This window comes from Streptomyces sp. NPDC030798, assembly GCF_055572275.1.
Genome location: NZ_JBVIDR010000018.1, coordinates 16,940 through 31,968, shown reverse-complemented (window position 1 = coordinate 31,968; position 15,029 = coordinate 16,940). Strand labels below are relative to the sequence as shown.

At 73.3% G+C, this 15,029-nt stretch carries 13 protein-coding genes and 1 pseudogene; 2 read left to right on the top strand and 12 right to left on the bottom strand.

The window, feature by feature from the left end; genetic code table 11:
* Nucleotides 1-53: 53 nt before the first annotated feature.
* The 6 genes from ACZ404_RS32325 to ACZ404_RS32300 all read right to left on the bottom strand — a co-directional run bounded on the left by ACZ404_RS32325 (nucleotide 54) and on the right by ACZ404_RS32300 (nucleotide 7,553).
* Nucleotides 54-842 carry an SGNH/GDSL hydrolase family protein gene (locus tag ACZ404_RS32325; protein ID WP_468446133.1) on the bottom strand — a complete coding sequence of 263 codons (789 nt, stop codon included), beginning with the start codon at nucleotides 840-842 and terminating at the stop codon, nucleotides 54-56.
* A 93-nt stretch (nucleotides 843-935) separates the two neighbouring features.
* Complete coding sequence (locus ACZ404_RS32320) at nucleotides 936-1,949, bottom strand: hemolysin family protein (protein WP_468446131.1); 1,014 nt, start codon at nucleotides 1,947-1,949, stop codon at nucleotides 936-938.
* A complete protein-coding gene (locus tag ACZ404_RS32315; RefSeq protein WP_468446129.1) occupies nucleotides 1,946-3,301 on the bottom strand; it encodes a hemolysin family protein in 1,356 nt (451 codons plus the stop codon). The genes ACZ404_RS32320 and ACZ404_RS32315 overlap by 4 nt, the downstream gene beginning before the upstream one ends.
* Nucleotides 3,302-3,451: 150 nt before the next feature.
* Nucleotides 3,452-3,877 (bottom strand): GNAT family N-acetyltransferase, encoded by a 426-nt coding sequence (locus ACZ404_RS32310; protein WP_468446127.1) that lies wholly within the window; start codon nucleotides 3,875-3,877, stop codon nucleotides 3,452-3,454.
* A 294-nt stretch (nucleotides 3,878-4,171) separates the two neighbouring features.
* Nucleotides 4,172-6,739 carry an ABC transporter permease gene (locus ACZ404_RS32305; RefSeq protein ID WP_468446125.1) on the bottom strand — a complete coding sequence of 856 codons (2,568 nt, stop codon included), beginning with the start codon at nucleotides 6,737-6,739 and terminating at the stop codon, nucleotides 4,172-4,174.
* 4 nt (nucleotides 6,740-6,743) lie between these two features.
* Nucleotides 6,744-7,553, bottom strand: coding sequence for an ABC transporter ATP-binding protein (locus ACZ404_RS32300; protein ID WP_468446123.1), 810 nt, complete (start codon nucleotides 7,551-7,553; stop codon nucleotides 6,744-6,746).
* Nucleotides 7,554-7,708: 155 nt separating this feature from the next.
* Between ACZ404_RS32300 and ACZ404_RS32295 the strand changes: the two are divergent.
* Nucleotides 7,709-7,988: pseudogene (locus ACZ404_RS32295) on the top strand (fic family toxin-antitoxin system, toxin component); the annotation flags it as partial.
* Nucleotides 7,989-8,010: 22 nt separating this feature from the next.
* On the opposite strand, the gene ACZ404_RS32290 reads toward ACZ404_RS32295, so the two are convergent.
* The 4 genes from ACZ404_RS32290 to bioB all read right to left on the bottom strand — a co-directional run bounded on the left by ACZ404_RS32290 (nucleotide 8,011) and on the right by bioB (nucleotide 12,429).
* Nucleotides 8,011-8,703: a class I SAM-dependent methyltransferase gene (locus ACZ404_RS32290; RefSeq protein ID WP_468446121.1), complete on the bottom strand. Its 693-nt coding sequence runs from the start codon at nucleotides 8,701-8,703 to the stop codon at nucleotides 8,011-8,013.
* A gap of 418 nt (nucleotides 8,704-9,121) precedes the next feature.
* Nucleotides 9,122-9,847 (bottom strand): dethiobiotin synthase, encoded by a 726-nt coding sequence (bioD, locus tag ACZ404_RS32285; protein ID WP_468446119.1) that lies wholly within the window; start codon nucleotides 9,845-9,847, stop codon nucleotides 9,122-9,124.
* A 13-nt stretch (nucleotides 9,848-9,860) separates the two neighbouring features.
* A complete protein-coding gene (locus ACZ404_RS32280) occupies nucleotides 9,861-11,141 on the bottom strand; it encodes an adenosylmethionine--8-amino-7-oxononanoate transaminase (protein ID WP_468446117.1) in 1,281 nt (426 codons plus the stop codon).
* A complete protein-coding gene (gene bioB / locus ACZ404_RS32275; RefSeq protein ID WP_468446115.1) occupies nucleotides 11,134-12,429 on the bottom strand; it encodes a biotin synthase BioB in 1,296 nt (431 codons plus the stop codon). Before bioB ends, ACZ404_RS32280 begins: the two co-directional genes overlap by 8 nt.
* Before the next feature lie 147 nt (nucleotides 12,430-12,576).
* Here bioB and ACZ404_RS32270 point away from each other — a divergent pair, with 147 nt between their 5' ends.
* Nucleotides 12,577-13,704, top strand: coding sequence for an 8-amino-7-oxononanoate synthase (locus ACZ404_RS32270; protein ID WP_468446113.1), 1,128 nt, complete (start codon nucleotides 12,577-12,579; stop codon nucleotides 13,702-13,704).
* 54 nt (nucleotides 13,705-13,758) lie between these two features.
* Here the strand turns inward: ACZ404_RS32270 and ACZ404_RS32265 are convergent, their stop codons facing one another.
* Nucleotides 13,759-13,983, bottom strand: a complete 225-nt coding sequence (locus tag ACZ404_RS32265; protein WP_468446111.1) for a DUF397 domain-containing protein — start codon at nucleotides 13,981-13,983, stop codon at nucleotides 13,759-13,761.
* A gap of 9 nt (nucleotides 13,984-13,992) precedes the next feature.
* Nucleotides 13,993-14,853, bottom strand: coding sequence for a helix-turn-helix domain-containing protein (locus ACZ404_RS32260; RefSeq protein ID WP_468446109.1), 861 nt, complete (start codon nucleotides 14,851-14,853; stop codon nucleotides 13,993-13,995).
* Nucleotides 14,854-15,029 lie beyond the last annotated feature (176 nt).

The window sequence follows — 15,029 nt, the reverse complement described above, 5'->3', positions numbered from 1 at the left end:
CCGTTCGGTGGAAGCTACGAGACCTGCGCCACTTCACCCCAGCCGTGTGGAGGTCAGGCCCGGCCCTCGTACGGCAGCAGTTCCGGGCGCTTCGCCGGGCGGCCGTCGCCGGAGGAGCGGCCGGTCAGGCGGCGGCCTATCCAGGGGAGCAGGTGCTGCCGGGCGAACCGTGCGTCCGCGACCCGGCGCGTCACCCAGCCCGGCGGCAGCGTGGCCGGCATCGGCGTGCGCCACTCGGGGTCCTCGGCGTCGTAGCCGAGCGTCTGCCACACCGCCTCGGCGACCCGGCGGTGCCCCTCGGCGGTCAGGTGCAGCCGGTCCACGTCCCACAGCCGGGGGTCGGCCAGCGAGGGCGCGCCGTACAGGTCGACCACGAGGGCGCCGTGCCTCTCGGCCAGCTCGTCGACGCAGGCGAACAGCTCCTCCATGCGCGGCCGGAACCGCTCCAGCACCGGTCCCTGCCGGCCGGGGCTGCGCATCAGCACCAGCTGCTTGCAGGACGGGGCGAGCCGCTCCACGGCCTCGGTCAGCAGGCCACGTACCCGGCCCATGTCGCACTTGGGTCGCAACGTGTCGTTCAGCCCACCGACGAGCGTGACGACGTCCGCGTTCATCGCGGCCGCCACCTCCACCTGCTCATCGACGATCTGCCGGATCAGCTTGCCGCGCACGGCGAGGTTGGCGTACCGGAAGCCCTCGGTGCGGGCGGCCATCCGGGCGGCGAGGAGGTCGGCCCAGCCCCGGTAGGAGCCGTCGGGGAGCAGGTCCGACATGCCCTCGGTGAAGGAGTCGCCGACCGCGACGAGGCTGGTGTGGGCGGGAGATGCGGGATTCGTCTGCATGGCGACAGCGATGGTATCCCGGCTCCATACCCGTCGGTCGGTCGCCCTCGGTCCGCCGACGGCGGCCTCCGTTCCGTGCCGTACATCGGCCACTCACGCCGGCTGCCCGAACAGCTCCCGCAGCACGTCCTCCATGGTCACCAGCCCCGCCAGCCGCCCGTCCTCGCCGAGCACGGCCGCCAGGTGCGTACGGCTGCCGCGCATGGCGGTGAGCACGTCGTCCAGCGGGGTGCCCTCGCGGACGCGCGCGATGGACCGCATGTCGCGCAGCCGGAACGGCGCGTCGCGGGCGAGGGCGTCGAGCGCGTCCTTGACGTGCAGGTAGCCCACGATCCGGCGGCCCACGTCGACCACCGGGAAGCGGGAGAAGCCGGACTCGGCCGACAGCCGCTCCAACTGGCCGGGCGTGACGCCCACGCGCACGTACACCACCCGCTGCAGCGGTACGACCACGTCCCGCACCGGGCGGCTGCCCAGCTCGAGCGCGTCGTGCAGCCGCTCCTGCGCCCGGGTGTCGATCAGGCCGGCCTCGCTGGCATCCTTGACGATCTCGGCGAGCTCGGTGTCCGTGAAGGTGGCCGCCACCTCGTTCCTGGCCTCCACCCGCAGCAGCTTCAGCAGCCCGTTCGCGAAGGCGTTGATCGTGAAGATCACCGGGCGCAGCGCCCGGGAGAGCGCCACCAGCGGAGGGCCGAGCAGCAGGGCGCTGCGCACCGGTTCGGCCAGCGCGACGTTCTTCGGCACCATCTCGCCCATCAGCATGTGCAGGTACGTCGCCAGGGTCAGCGCAATGACGAAGGACACCACGTGGCCGGCGCTCGTGGAGACGCCGACCGCGTGGAACACCGGCTCCAGCAGATGCGCGATCGCCGGCTCGGCGACCACGCCCAGCACCAGGGTGCACAGTGTGATGCCCAGCTGGGCGGCGGCGAGCAGCGCGGAGACGTGCTCCAGGCCCCACACCACGCTCCTCGCCCGCCGGTCGCCCTCCTGGGCGAGCGGCTCGATCTGCGAGCGGCGCACGGAGATCAGCGCGAACTCCGCACCCACGAAGAAGGCGTTGACGACCAGCGTCGCCAGACCGATCAGCAGCTGCACGGCGGTCATCGCGCCCCCTCCGTCCTCTCACGGCGCCCGGCGGTGCCGTCCTCGTCGGTCAGTGGCGCGTGCAGCAGCACCCGGGCCGCCCGGCGCCCGGAGGCGTCCACGACCTCCAGCCGCCAGCCGGCCACCTCCAGCGTGTCGCCGGCCGCGGGTATGCGGCCCAGCTCGGTGGCGACGAGACCGGCCAGGGTCTCGTACGGCCCCTCGGGCACCCGCAGGCCCACGCGCGCGAGCTGGTCCGTGCGGGCGGCGCCGTCCGCCGCGTACAGCGCCCGGCCCGTGTCGTCGGCGCCCGCCGAGGCCAGGTCGGGCGTCTCGTGCGGGTCGTGCTCGTCGCGCACCTCGCCGACGACCTCTTCGACGATGTCCTCCAGGGTGGCCACGCCCGCCGTGCCGCCGTACTCGTCGATGACGACGGCCATGGTGTGCCTGCCGGACAGGCGGTCCAGGAGCCGGTCGACGGTGAGGGACTGCGGGACCAGCAGCGGGTCGCGCATCACCTGGGCGACCGTGCGGCGCGGCCGCTGCTCGGCGGGCACCGCGAGGACGTCCTTGATGTGGGCGATGCCGACCACCGAGTCGAGGCTGCCGCGGTAGACCGGGAACCGGGACAGGCCGGTCGCCCTGGTCGCGTTCGCCACGTCCTCGCAGGTCGCCTGGGCGTCCAGGGCGAGGACCTGCACGCGTGGCGTCATCACGCTCGCGGCGGTCAGCTCGGCCAGGTTCAGTGTGCGGACGAACAGCTCGGCGGTGTCCGGCTCCAGCGCGCCCGCCTTGGCGGAGTGCCGGGCGAGGGCCGCCAGCTCCTGCGGCCCGCGCGCGGAGGCCAGCTCCTCGGCGGGCTCGAGGCCCATCCGGCGCACCACCCGGTTCGCCGTGTTGTTCAGGTGTGTGATGAACGGCCGGAAGGCGGCGCTGAACCAGCGTTGCGCGCTGCCCACCCGCAGGGCCACCTTGAGCGGCGAGGAGATCGCCCAGTTCTTGGGCACCAGCTCGCCCACGACCATCAGGAACACCGTCGACAGCGCCGTGCCCAGCACCAGCGCCACCGAGCTCGCCGTCGTCCGGGACAGACCCATCGCCTGGAACGGCCCGGCGAGCAGCTTGGCGATCGACGGTTCGGCGAGCATGCCGACCACCAGGTTGGTGACGGTGATGCCGAGCTGCGCGCCGGAGAGCTGGAAGGTGAGGTTCCGTACGGCCTTCAGGGCACCCTGGGCGCCCCGCTCGCCGCGCTCGGCGGCACGCTCCAGCTCGCCGCGTTCGACCGTGGTCAGCGAGAACTCCGCCGCCACGAAGGCACCGCAGGCGAGTGACAGCAGGACCGCCACCAGAAGGAGCAGCACTTCGGTCATCGGGTCACCCCCGTCCCATGATCGGACAGGGCGGGACGGAACGCGCGGTGTCGCGGACTGGGAGGATCGCCCATGGGCGGAGGCTCACACCTTTCATGGAGGGCCGAGTGCTCCCTCAATGGTAAAGGATGGGCAAAGAGGCCGGAAAATTCACCGGCCGAGCGGCTTCACCCAGCGCCGCCAGTGGTCCTCCCGCCGGTAGCCGGCAGCGGCCCACGCGTGCTGTGCCCGTTCGTTGGCTTCCAGAACCATGGCGTCGACCCGCCGTCCGCCCAGGGCGACGAAGCGCTGTTCGGCCGCCTCCAGCAGGGCGGTGGCGATCCCCTGCCGACGGTGGTCGGGGTGTACGGCCAGCCGGTAGGCGGAGCAGCGCCATCCGTCGAAGCCCGCTATCACGGTTCCGACGAGGCGGCCGTCGCGCTCCGCGAGGAGGAGGGCTTCGGGGTCTCGTGCGATCAGCCGGGCCACTCCGTCGTGGTCGTCGCTGATGCTCGTCCCCTCCGCGGCGGTGCCCCAGAACCGCAGCACGGGGTCGATGTCGGAGAGGATGGCGTGGCGGATGTGAAGATCGCTCATGGGCCGAGCCAATCAGAACGCCGCCCGGATGGGCGATCGGTTTCCGCTCGGCACGACGTGACCCCACGGGTCACCTCGGACCGAACTCCCGGGAGAGGCTGCGCACACGAGCGTGCCGAGCCGGGGCCGCCCGGTCACCGCCGCGGCCGCCACGGGCGCCCAGCTCCTCGGCGCGGCGGCACCGGGCTTGCCACCCGGCGGGTCCGGACGTGAGCAGGCCGGCCCCGAAGCGGAACGGACGCGGCAGGAACTCTCCCCGTGCGGTGGTGACTTGAGCTGTCGTCGCGATTTCCGTCACTCGTGCGCGATCGCCGCCAAGACGTTCATCCGGGACGCCCGCAGCGCCGGCAGCAACGCCGCCACGATGCCCACCACCGCCGAGCCGATCACCACCGCGACGATCGTGCCCCAGGGGATCGCCAGCGCGGTCAGGCCCTGCAGCGCCAGCACCTGCTGCGTGCACACGCCCCACACCAGCCCGAGGGCCAGCCCCAGCACCGCGCCGAACACCGCGATCACCACCGACTCCAGCCGGATCATCCGCCGCAGCTGCCGCCGGCCCAGACCGATGGCGCGCAGCAGCCCGATCTCCCGGGTGCGCTCCACCACCGACAGCGCGAGGGTGTTGACCACCCCGAGGACGGCGATGACGATCGCCAGCCCGAGCAGCGCGTACACCAGGTACAGCAGCACCGAGATCTGGTCGTGCACCAGCTTCTTGTAGTCGGCCTGGTCGCGCACCTGCACCTGCGGATAGGGCTTGAGTGCCTGCTCCAGGGCGGCGCGCAACTGCTGGGCGCTCGTGCCGGCGGCCGCGTTGACGAACAGGGCGGAGTCCTGCCCGCGCGGCGCGTGCTTCTCCAGCGTCGTCAGCCCGAAGAAGATGCCGCCCTGGGTGCCGAAGCCCTCGGCGGACTCCTGGTCGGTGAGCGCCCCCACGGTCAGGTCCGCCCGCCGGCCGCCCGGGAACTCCACCGGGAGCACACTGCCGACCCGCACCCCGTGGTCCTCGGCGAAACCGGCGTCCATGGCGAGGTGCCCGGCGGCCAGCGCGGTGGCCGAGCCGCCCCGCGCGTAGGTGATGTGGGCGACGTCGTCGAGCCGGGGCCCGTACCCGGCGGCGGCCGTCTCCACGCGCCTGCCGTCCGGCAGCCGTACGGCGATCGGTGTGATCCGCTGCCGTACGACGAGCCCGACGCCGGGCGTCCGGGCCACCGCCTTGGTGACCTCCTTGGTGAACGGCGTGAAGTTGGCGTTCTGGACGGTGAAGTCGGCGCCCAGCGTCTTGTCGATCTGCCGGTCGAACGACGCCGACATCGAGGCGCTCGCCACCGACATCCCGCCGACCAGCGCGAGCCCCACCATGAGCGCGGCCGCCGTGGCCCCGGTGCGGCGCGGATTGCGCAGGGCGTTGCGCTGGCTCATCCGGCCGACCGGCCCGAACACCGCGGGGAACGCGCCGCCCAGCACGCGGATCACCGGCCGGACCAGCAGCGGCCCGGCGACGACGGTCGCGATCAGCGTCAGCACCACGCCCAGACCCAGCAGAGAGACCGCGGAGGCGGTCCTCGAAGCCGCTGCGCATCCGGCCAGCGCCGCGGCCCCGGCCGCCCCGACCACGCCCCCGGCGATCGCTCTGACCTTGAGCGGCTTGCCCACACCCGCCACCTCGGCGTCCACGAGCGCCGCCATCGGTGAGACGGCCGCCGCGCGCCGCGCGGGCAGATAGGCGGCCACGAAGGTGACCCCCACGCCGACGGCGTACGCCGCCACCGGCGTCCCCCAGCCGATGACCATCTCGGTCGCCTTCAGGTTCATCCCGAAGGCGCTCATCAGGTGGATCAGCCCCAGCGCGAGCCCGATGCCGGCCGCGAGGCCCACCGTGGAGCCGACCACGCCGAGCAGCACCGCCTCGGTGAGCACCGAGCGCCGCACCTGCCGCCGGTCGGCACCCAGGGCCCGCAGGAGGCCCAGTTCGCGGGTGCGCTGGGCGATCAGCATGGCGAAAGTGTTGACGATCAGGAAGATGCCGACCAGCACGGCGATGCCGGCGAAGCCCAGCATCACGTACTTGATCACGTCCAGGAAGGTGCCGAGGTCCGCCGCGGCCGACTTGGCCTGCTCGCCGGCGGTCCTCAGGTCGTACCTGCCGGTGCCGACCGCCGCGCGGACCCGGTGCTTGAGCTGCGCGTCGGTCACCCCCGGTGCCGCGTCCACCGAGATGCTGGTGGCCCGGGCGGCGGAGCCGAGCAGCTCGCGGCCGGCCACCGCCGGGTCCAGGAAGACCAGGGCCGCGCCCGGATTGGTGGTGGTGAACGTGGCGATGCCGACCACCCGGACCCGGAACGTGCCCGGCTGTGCCTGGATCGTCAGCGGGTCGCCGATCCGCACGTGCTTCTTGCCGGCGGTGTCCGCGTCGAGCAGCGCCTCGCCCGGGCCGTGCGGCGCGTGACCGGAGGTCAGCTGCACCGGGCTGCGACGGGTGACGTGCCAGGCGGTGGCGATGGTGGGGGCGCCGGTGGTCGGGCCGACCGATTTGTCGTGACGGTCGACCACCACGATGTTCTGCACCGACACGTCCGCGTACGCCGCCGCGACCCCGTCGACCTTCAGCACCCGGTTTCTGAGAGCCGCGGGCACGGTCTGGACCGCGCCGGTCGGCACCGGCGACCTCAGGTCCTGCTTCGGCCCGACCGTGACATCGGCGGCGGTCGAGGCGAACAGCCGGTCGAAGGTGCGGGTCACGGTGTCGGAGAAGATCAGGCTGCCCGCGACGAAGGCCACGGACAGCACCACGGCCAGCGCGGACAGCGCCAGCCGGCCCTTGTGCGCGAGGAAGCTCCGCAAGGTCGCCTTGAGCACCGGGTCAGTCCTCTCTCGCGGCGCTGTCGCCGAGTCGGCCGCGCACCACGTCGAACGCCTTCATGCGCTCCAGGACCGCCTCCGCCGTCGGCCGCTCCATCTCGTCCACGATCCGCCCGTCGCCGAGGAAGAGCACCAGGTCGGAGTGGGCGGCGGCGCCCGGGTCATGGGTGACCATGACGACGGTCTGCCCGAGGTCGTCCACGGCGCTGCGCAAAAAGCCCAGCACCTCCAGGCCGGCCCGGGAGTCCAGGTTGCCGGTCGGCTCGTCGGCGAAGATCAGCTCGGGCCGTGCGGCCAGCGCCCGTGCGCAGGCCACGCGCTGCTGCTGGCCGCCCGAGAGCTGCGCCGGGCGGTGGGTCAGCCGCTCGCGCAGCCCGAGCGTGTCGATGACCTGGTCCAGCCACCGCGGATCGGGTCTCCGGCCCGCGATGTCCATCGGCAGCGTGATGTTCTCGGCCGCGTTCAGTGTCGGGATCAGGTTGAACGACTGGAACATGAAGCCGATCCGGTCCCGTCTGAGCCGGGTCAGCTCGCGGTCCTTGAGACCGGTGATCTCGGTGTCGCCGAGCCAGACCTGACCGGCGGAGACGCTGTCCAGGCCCGCCAGACAGTGCATCAGCGTGGACTTGCCCGACCCGGAGGGGCCCATCACGGCGGTGAAACGGCCGCGCGTGATGTCCACGTCCACCGAGTCCAGTGCCAGTACGGCCGTCTCGCCCGAGCCGTACGCCTTGGTCAGCCCGCGCGCGCGGGCCGCGATCCCGCCGTCCGGTGACCGGCCCGGCGCGTGTTCCGCAGCAGGTGTGGACAAGACCGCCTCCCGGTCCTCGACTCCCTCGTGACTGCCTCGCTCCGGCCGAGCCTAGTGTGACCCGCCGCACAGCAGAACGACAGCCGGACATCCTTGCCCCTGCCGGCACCCGAGCGCCGGCGTCGAGCAGGCACCGGTTCCGGCGAGGGCCGCAGCTGGTCCCGCCCGAGAATCCGCAGGCCACCCACTGGGGCGCGCTCGTCGCCGCCGTCGCCCGGCACCGGGCCGAGTATGCGGCGTGCCCATCTACGACACCCCGCACCCGCGCGCCGCCGCCCTTTCCAGCTCCTCATCCGGGTGCCGGCGCTGGAACGCTCCCACGCGCTGTTCGCCTCCGCCGTGGCCTACGGCTGCCTGGTGGCCACCGGGCAGAAGGTCGTCTCACACCCGAGCAGGTGCGCGATTCTGGCACGGCTGGTGCACAGCGGTGAGGCGGAGCCGGTGACCCGTCGGCGGGTCACCGTGCGTCCGGCTCCTCGGGACGCCAGGCCGTGCCGAGCGTGCAGTAGGAGGCGGGCAGCGCCGGGCCCCGCTCCGGCAGCATCGTCCGGCGAAGCGGGCCGAGGTCGAACCCGGCCTCGCGCAGGGCCGCGACCGGGTCCCGGGACAGATGGCAGCCGCCGCTCAGCGCGGGCCACACCGTGCGGTCCAGGGCGCGCTGGGTCAGCCGCATCGCGCTGCCGCCGCCCCGCCCGTGCTCGAAGAACCGGACCTCGCCGCCGGGCCGCAGCACCCGCCGGATCTCGCCGAGCGCCCGCGCCACGTCCCGCACGCTGCACAGCACCAGTGACAGCACGGCCGCGTCGAAGGCCTCGCTCTTGACCGGCAGTGCCTCCGCCGTGCCGGGCACCACGTCGACCGGGACCTGGGCGCGCAGGGCGGCGTCCAGCGCCAGCCGCCGCAGCAGCGGTTCCGGTTCGATCGCCACGACCTCCGCGACCGTCCCCGGGTAGTGGCCGAAGTTCAGCCCGTTGCCCGCGCCGATCTCGATCACCCGTCCGGACAGCCCCGCGAGCAGCCGCTCGCGTACCTCGGCCAGGCCCAGCCGGGTCTCCGCGCCGACGCTGGCCCGGGCGTAGCAGCGGGCGAACAGCGGGTGGTGGACGGGGCTCTTCGCCACCTTGCCGGAACCGGCCGACGACAGCCGCATGGCAACCTCCCGGAGGACGGGCCTAGGGAGATTCTCCCCCGCGAAGCCGCATCACACCCCCGCCGTGCACGCCTCGACTGCCTTGCAGCCGCTTCGCGAACCCGAAACGGCTCGCTCCTGCGGGGGCCGGTCAACCGGGCACGGCCGCACGGAAGACCGCGGGCGGCACGCCCCTGGCCCGGGCGGGCAACGCGGCGAAGACGCCTCGCCGCGCGTCGTGGGGGTCACTGCCCAGCGGTGTCTGCCGGATCGCGAAGGTCCCGGCGTCCCCGGGTGCCGCCCAACCACCCGCTGCCGAAGGGAAGACGGCGTGCGGCACAGCCCCGGCCCGCCGGGCAACGGGGCGCCGGGCACGGGGCGCCGGTGCTTCTCCCCGGCGAAGCGCCCGCTGGAGGCACCTCGCCGGGTATGGCAGGGTTCATCGCCCCTGCGGTGCCTCCCGGGTCCGGAAGGTCTCCGCGTTCCAGGTGCCGTTCAGGGATGGGGCCAGCCAACCGGGGGCCGAGGTGCGGAAGTCCGCGGGTGGCAGGGCTCCCGCGCCGGCGGGCAGCGCGCCGAGCAGAGGGGCGTCGGCCACCTCGGGCAGGTCCAGGACGTTGCAGCGGGAGGCGAGGTCGGGGTCGTCCGGCCAGCTGCCGATCACCACGCCGGCCAGCTCCAGCTTCCGCGCGCGCAGCTCACGGGCCGTCAGCTCCGTGGTGTTCAGCGTGCCGAGGCCCGCCGTGGCGACGACCAGCACCGGCGCGTCCAGCAGCCGGGCCGCGTCCGCCAGCGTGCCGCCCGCCGCGTCGAACCGTACGAGCAGCCCGCCCGCGCCCTCGACCAGCACCAGGTCGTGCTCGGCGGCCAGCTTGGCCGCCGCATCGGCCACCTCCCGCGGGCGCACCGGGGCCATCCCGGCCCGCCGGGCCGCCGTACCCGGCGCCAGCGGCTCGGGGTAGCGGGCCAGTTCGGTGGCCGTCAGCGGACCGGCGAGGCGGGCGACCTCGTCGGCGTCCCCGCGCTCGTCCGGCCGTACGCCCGTCTGGGCGGCCTTCAGCACGGCCACCGACCGCCCGGCCGCGAGCGCCGCCGCGGCGACGGCCGCGGTCGTGACCGTCTTGCCGACCTCCGTGCCCGTCCCCGTGATCACCAGTACCGGCATGTCATCACCCTGCTCATCCTTCTCGCGCGGCTGCGCACACCGCGCGCGCGATCCGTGCCACGTCCTCGTCCGACGTGACGTACGGCGGCATCGTGTACACCAGGTCGCGGAACGGGCGCAGCCACACGCCCTCGCGTACGGCAGCGTCCGTCGCGGCCTTCATGTCGACCGCGTGGTCGAGCTGGACGACGCCGATCGCGCCCAGGACGCGCACGTCCCGCACGCCCGGCAGAGCGGCGGCCGGAGCGAGCCCCGCCCGCAGGCCCGCCTCGATCCGCTTGACCTCGGTCTGCCAGTCCTGCCCGAGCAGCAGCTCGATCGAGGCGCAGGCGAGGGCCGCCGCCAGCGGGTTGCCCATGAACGTCGGGCCGTGCGCGAGCACCGGCACCTCGCCGCGCGAGATGCCGTCGGCCACGCGCGCGGTGCACAAAGTGGCGGCCATGGTGAGGTAACCGCCGGTCAGCGCCTTGCCCACGCACATCACATCGGGCGTGACACCCGCGTGGTCCGCCGCGAACAGCCGGCCGGTGCGCCCGAACCCGGTGGCGATCTCGTCGAACACCAGCAGCACGTCGTGCGCGTCGCACGCCTCGCGCAGCACCCGGAGATAGGCGGGGGAGTGGAACCGCATGCCGCCCGCGCCCTGCACCACCGGCTCCACGATCACGGCGGCCAGCTCACCGGCGTGCCGTGCGATCGCCGCGCGCACCTGTTCGGCGTACGACTCCTCGTAGTCCGCCGGTGGCGCGTCCACGAACACCTGCCGGGGCAGGACCCCGCTCCACAGCTCGTGCATCCCGCCCTCGGGGTCGCACACCGACATGGGGGTCCAGGTGTCGCCGTGGTAGCCGCCCCGCCAGGTCATCAGCCGGTGCTTCCCGGGCCGGCCGAGGGAGCGCCAGTACTGCAGGCACATCTTCGCCGCGACCTCGACCGACACGGAGCCGGAGTCGGCGAGGAACACATGCTCCAGGCCGTCGGGCGACATGTCGACAAGGAGCTTCGCCAGCCGTACGGCGGGCTCGTGCGTGAGGCCGCCGAACATGACGTGGCTCATCCGCCCGAGCTGCTCCCGCGCCGCCTCGTTGAGGACGGGGTGGTTGTAGCCGTGGATCGCCGACCACCACGAGGACATGCCGTCGACCAGCTCGCCCGAGCCGTCCGCGAGCCGCAGCCGGACCCCGCTCGCCGACTCCACGACGAGCGGTTCGACACGTCCGGGCATCGGGCCGTACGGATGCCACACGTGCCGTCGGTCCAGCTCCAGCAGCTCGGGCACGCCCAGCTCAGGCATTGGGCGCGAGGTCCGTTCCGGCACCCCGGCGGCGGACGGCGACGAGGTCGGTGCGCGGCTGGCCGGCCGGGGCGGGCGCGGACGCCGTCCCGCAGACACCGCCGCCCTCCTGCGAGCCGCACCCCGCCTCGGCGTGCGAGCCGCACCCCGCGTCGCCGTGCGAGCTGCAGCCGGCCTCGGCGTGCGAGCTGCAGCCGGCCTCGGCGTGCGAGCCGCAGCCGGCCTCGGCGTGCGAGCCGCAGCCGGCCTCCGCGTGGGAGCCGCAGCCGCCGCCGGTGGCCGCCGTCCGGTGCTCCGGCAGGGTCACCTCGCCGGCGCCCTCCACCTCGAACCCGGCGTCCGCGATCATCTCCAGGTCGGCCTTGCCCGCCTGGCCCTCGCTGGTCAGGTAGTCGCCGAGGAAGATGGAGTTGGCCAGGTGCAGCGCGAGCGGCTGCAGCGTGCGCAGGTGGACCTCACGGCCACCCGCGATGCGCACCTCGACGTCCGGGCAGACGAACCGGACCATCGCCAGGATGCGCAGGCAGCGCTGCGGGGTGAGGTTCCACTCCTTGGCGAGCGGGGTGCCCTCGAACGGGATGAGGAAGTTCACCGGAACGGAGTCGGGGTCCAGCTCGCGCAGCGAGAACACGACGTCCACCAGGTCCTCGTCGCTCTCGCCCATGCCGGCGATGAGACCGGAGCAGGCGGACAGCCCGGCCGCGTGCGCCTTGTTCACCGTGTCCACCCGGTCGGCGTACGTGTGGGTGGTGGTGATGTCCCCGTAGGTGGCCTCGGAGGTGTTCAGGTTGTGGTTGTAGGCGTCGGCGCCCGCGTCGCGCAGTCGCTCGGCCTGGCCGTCGGAGAGCAGGCCCAGGCAGGCGCACACCTCGACGCCCTCGTTCTGGTCCTTGATGGCCTTGATGGTCTCGGAGACCCGGTCCACGTCCCGGTCCGTCGGACCGCGCCCGGACGCCACCAGGCACACGCGCTTGGCACCGCCGGCCAGGCCCGCCGCGGCGGCCTCGGAGGCCTCCTCGGGCTTGAGCCAGGTGTACTTCAGGATGCCCGCCGTCGACCCCAGGCGCTGGGAGCAGTAGGAGCAGTCCTCCGGGCACAGGCCGGACTTGAGGTTGACCAGGTAGTTGAGTTTCACGCGCCGGCCGAACCAGTGCCGGCGCACCTTGCCGGCCGCGGCCACCACATCGAGCAGGTCGTCGTCGGAGGTGGCGAGCACGGCGAGCGCCTCGTCACGGGTCGGCAGCTCGCGCCGCAGCCCCTTGTCCACCAGCGTGTTCAGCAGGTCCATGAGGCCTGATCCTTTCCTACGCGACCGCTTCGGGCCAAGGAGAGTCTGCACAACTGCGGACGCTTCATCGTGTGGGTATTGCCACACCCTGGGTGGCGGGCCGTGCCGCTAGGGTCTGTCCGCTACCTACAAAAGCACGGAGGAGTCATGGCGTTCGGCTGGATCGGCGAGCAGGCCGAGGCGCGGCGGCGCGCCGGACTCGTGCGGACCCTGCGGCCACGCCCCGCCGACTCGCCGCTGCTGGACCTGGCGAGCAACGACTACCTGGGCCTCGCCCACCATCCCGAGGTCGCCGAAGGGGCCGCCCGGGCCGCCCGGACCTGGGGCGGCGGTGCCACCGGCTCCCGGCTGGTCACCGGAACCACCGAGCTGCACACCGAGCTGGAGCGCGAGCTCGCGGACTTCTGCGGCTTCGAGGCGGCCCTGGTGTTCTCCTCCGGGTACGCCGCCAACCTGGCCGCGGTCACCGCGCTCGGCCCGCACGGCTCCCTCATCGTGTCCGACGCGGGCAACCACGCCTCGCTCATCGACGGCTGCCGGCTCGCCCGCGGCACGACGCAGGTCGTGGGACACGCCGACCCCGAGGCCGTGCGCAAGGCGCTCGGCACGCACGAGGGAGCGGCGATCGTCGTCTCCGACACCGTCTTCTCCGTCGACGGGGACGCGGCCCCGCTGGCCGCACTGGCCGAGGCCTGCCGGGAGTACGGCGCCGGGCTCGTCGTCGACGACGCCCACGGGCTCGGGGTCCTCGGCGACGGCGGCCGGGGCGCCCCGCACGCGGCCGGGCTGGCGGGCGCCGAGGACGTGGTCGTCACGGCCACGCTGTCCAAGTCGCTGGGCAGCCAGGGCGGGGTGGTGCTCGGTCCGGCGCGGGTGGTGGACCATCTGGTCAACGCGGCCCGCACGTTCATCTTCGACACGGGCCTGGCCCCGGCGGCCGCGGGCGCGGCGCTGGCGGCGCTGCGCCTGCTGCGCGGCGAGCCGCAGCGGGCCGCGCGGGCCCGGCAGGTCGCCGCCGAACTGCACGCACGGCTGACCGCCGCGGGTCTGGAGGCGGTACGACCGGACGCCGCGGTGGTCTCCGTGCGGGCACCGTCCCCGGACCAGGCCGTGCGCTGGGCGGCCGACTGCCGCACCGCGGGACTCGCCGTCGGATGCTTCCGTCCTCCTTCCGTGCCCGACGGCATCTCACGGCTGCGGCTGACCGCCCGGGCGGACCTGTCCGGGGCCGAGATCGAACGCGCTGTACGGGTGATCGGCGAGACTCGACCATGAGTCGGCGTGACACGGCCGGGCTTCGCGCGAGGAGCGGCTGGGGCTGAAATCAGTTCAGCGGAGCGTGGCCACGAACCCCGCCCAGCTCCCGGGGGAGAAGAGCAGCGCGGGTCCGGCCGGGTTCTTGGAGTCGCGCACGGCGAGCAGCCCGGCCCGGGGGCCGGAGCGCGGCCGGGCCGTCTCCACGCAGTTGTTGGCTCCCGTGCTGTAGCTGCTGCGCAGCCAGTGCACGTCGTGCAGATCGGTACTGGCAGGGACGTTCCGAGGCAGTGCTGACATGGTGCCTCCTTACGCGCCGTCACCTATCCCGGCGATGTAATCCAACGAGTCCTCGGGTGAAAGGGCGTGGAACTGAAGGGTGTTGAAGGCCTCGGAGTAGGCCAAGAGGTCTTCTTTCCGTTCCAGATAGAGGCTACTCGTCAACTGGTCGAGAACAACCACGTCCAGATCAGAAGTGCTCGGAAATGAGAAGATAACGAAAGGCCCGGTGAGGCCGACATGCGCCCCCGAGGCGAACGGCAGCACCTGGAGCCGTACCTGGGGCAGCCGCGCGGCCTCCACCAGCCGTTCCAGCTGGCGCGCCATCACTTCCGGCCCGCCGACCTCGCGCCGCAGCACCGCCTCGTCCAGGACGGCGCTCAGCGCCAGCGGCGGATCCGAGCGCAGCACGTCCTGCCGGGCCAGCCGCACCTCCACCAGCGCGTCCAGCCGCTCCTCGGCCACGCCCTCCACGGCGGCCCGGGTGACCGCGCGCGCGTACTCGGGTGTCTGCAGCAGGCCGGGGACCACCGTGGTCTCCAGGGTACGCATGCCGCTGGCCTGCGACTCCAGACTGATGAAGTCCCGGTAGGTGGGCGGCAGGATCCCCCGGTAGGCGTGCCACCAGCGGTTGCGGGCACCGGTCTCCTCCGACCCCGCCAGCATCAGCAGCAACTCGCGCAGCTGGCGGTCCCGTACGCCGTAGGCGTCCAGGAGTAACCGCACATCGGCCGGTTTCACGCCACTCGCGCCGGTCTCGATACGGCTCACCTTCGACTGGTGCCAGCCCACCAGACGGGCCGCATCGCCGCTGGTGAGCCCCGCTCCGGTGCGCAGCGTGCGCAGTTCGGCGCCCAGTTTGCGACGGCGCACCGCCGGCCCGTTCTGCATGGGCTCCTCCTTACTCCTCGAGGGCCGCCCAAATACGGTTACGCGTCGCAGGGTTCACCGCTTTGAGCGACAGATATATGCATATCTTGGTGGATCGCTCCCCTGACCGGCCCGGTGGTGGCAGTCTGACGAAGAAGCACCAGTCCGGGACCGTACTCGAACCATCCGCTCCTCGT

Excerpts from the sequence above, each read along its gene's own strand:
- ACZ404_RS32325 (WP_468446133.1), bottom strand. The coding sequence starts at position 842 with ATGCAGACGAATCCCGCATCTCCCGCCCACACCAGCCTCGTCGCGGTC.
- ACZ404_RS32320 (WP_468446131.1), bottom strand. The coding sequence starts at position 1,949 with ATGACCGCCGTGCAGCTGCTGATCGGTCTGGCGACGCTGGTCGTCAAC.
- ACZ404_RS32315 (WP_468446129.1), bottom strand. The coding sequence starts at position 3,301 with ATGACCGAAGTGCTGCTCCTTCTGGTGGCGGTCCTGCTGTCACTCGCC.
- ACZ404_RS32310 (WP_468446127.1), bottom strand. The coding sequence starts at position 3,877 with ATGAGCGATCTTCACATCCGCCACGCCATCCTCTCCGACATCGACCCC.
- ACZ404_RS32290 (WP_468446121.1), bottom strand. The coding sequence starts at position 8,703 with ATGCGGCTGTCGTCGGCCGGTTCCGGCAAGGTGGCGAAGAGCCCCGTC.
- bioD (WP_468446119.1), bottom strand. The coding sequence starts at position 9,847 with ATGCCGGTACTGGTGATCACGGGGACGGGCACGGAGGTCGGCAAGACG.
- ACZ404_RS32280 (WP_468446117.1), bottom strand. The coding sequence starts at position 11,141 with ATGCCTGAGCTGGGCGTGCCCGAGCTGCTGGAGCTGGACCGACGGCAC.
- bioB (WP_468446115.1), bottom strand. The coding sequence starts at position 12,429 with ATGGACCTGCTGAACACGCTGGTGGACAAGGGGCTGCGGCGCGAGCTG.
- ACZ404_RS32270 (WP_468446113.1), top strand. The coding sequence starts at position 12,577 with ATGGCGTTCGGCTGGATCGGCGAGCAGGCCGAGGCGCGGCGGCGCGCC.
- ACZ404_RS32265 (WP_468446111.1), bottom strand. The coding sequence starts at position 13,983 with ATGTCAGCACTGCCTCGGAACGTCCCTGCCAGTACCGATCTGCACGAC.
- ACZ404_RS32260 (WP_468446109.1), bottom strand. The coding sequence starts at position 14,853 with ATGCAGAACGGGCCGGCGGTGCGCCGTCGCAAACTGGGCGCCGAACTG.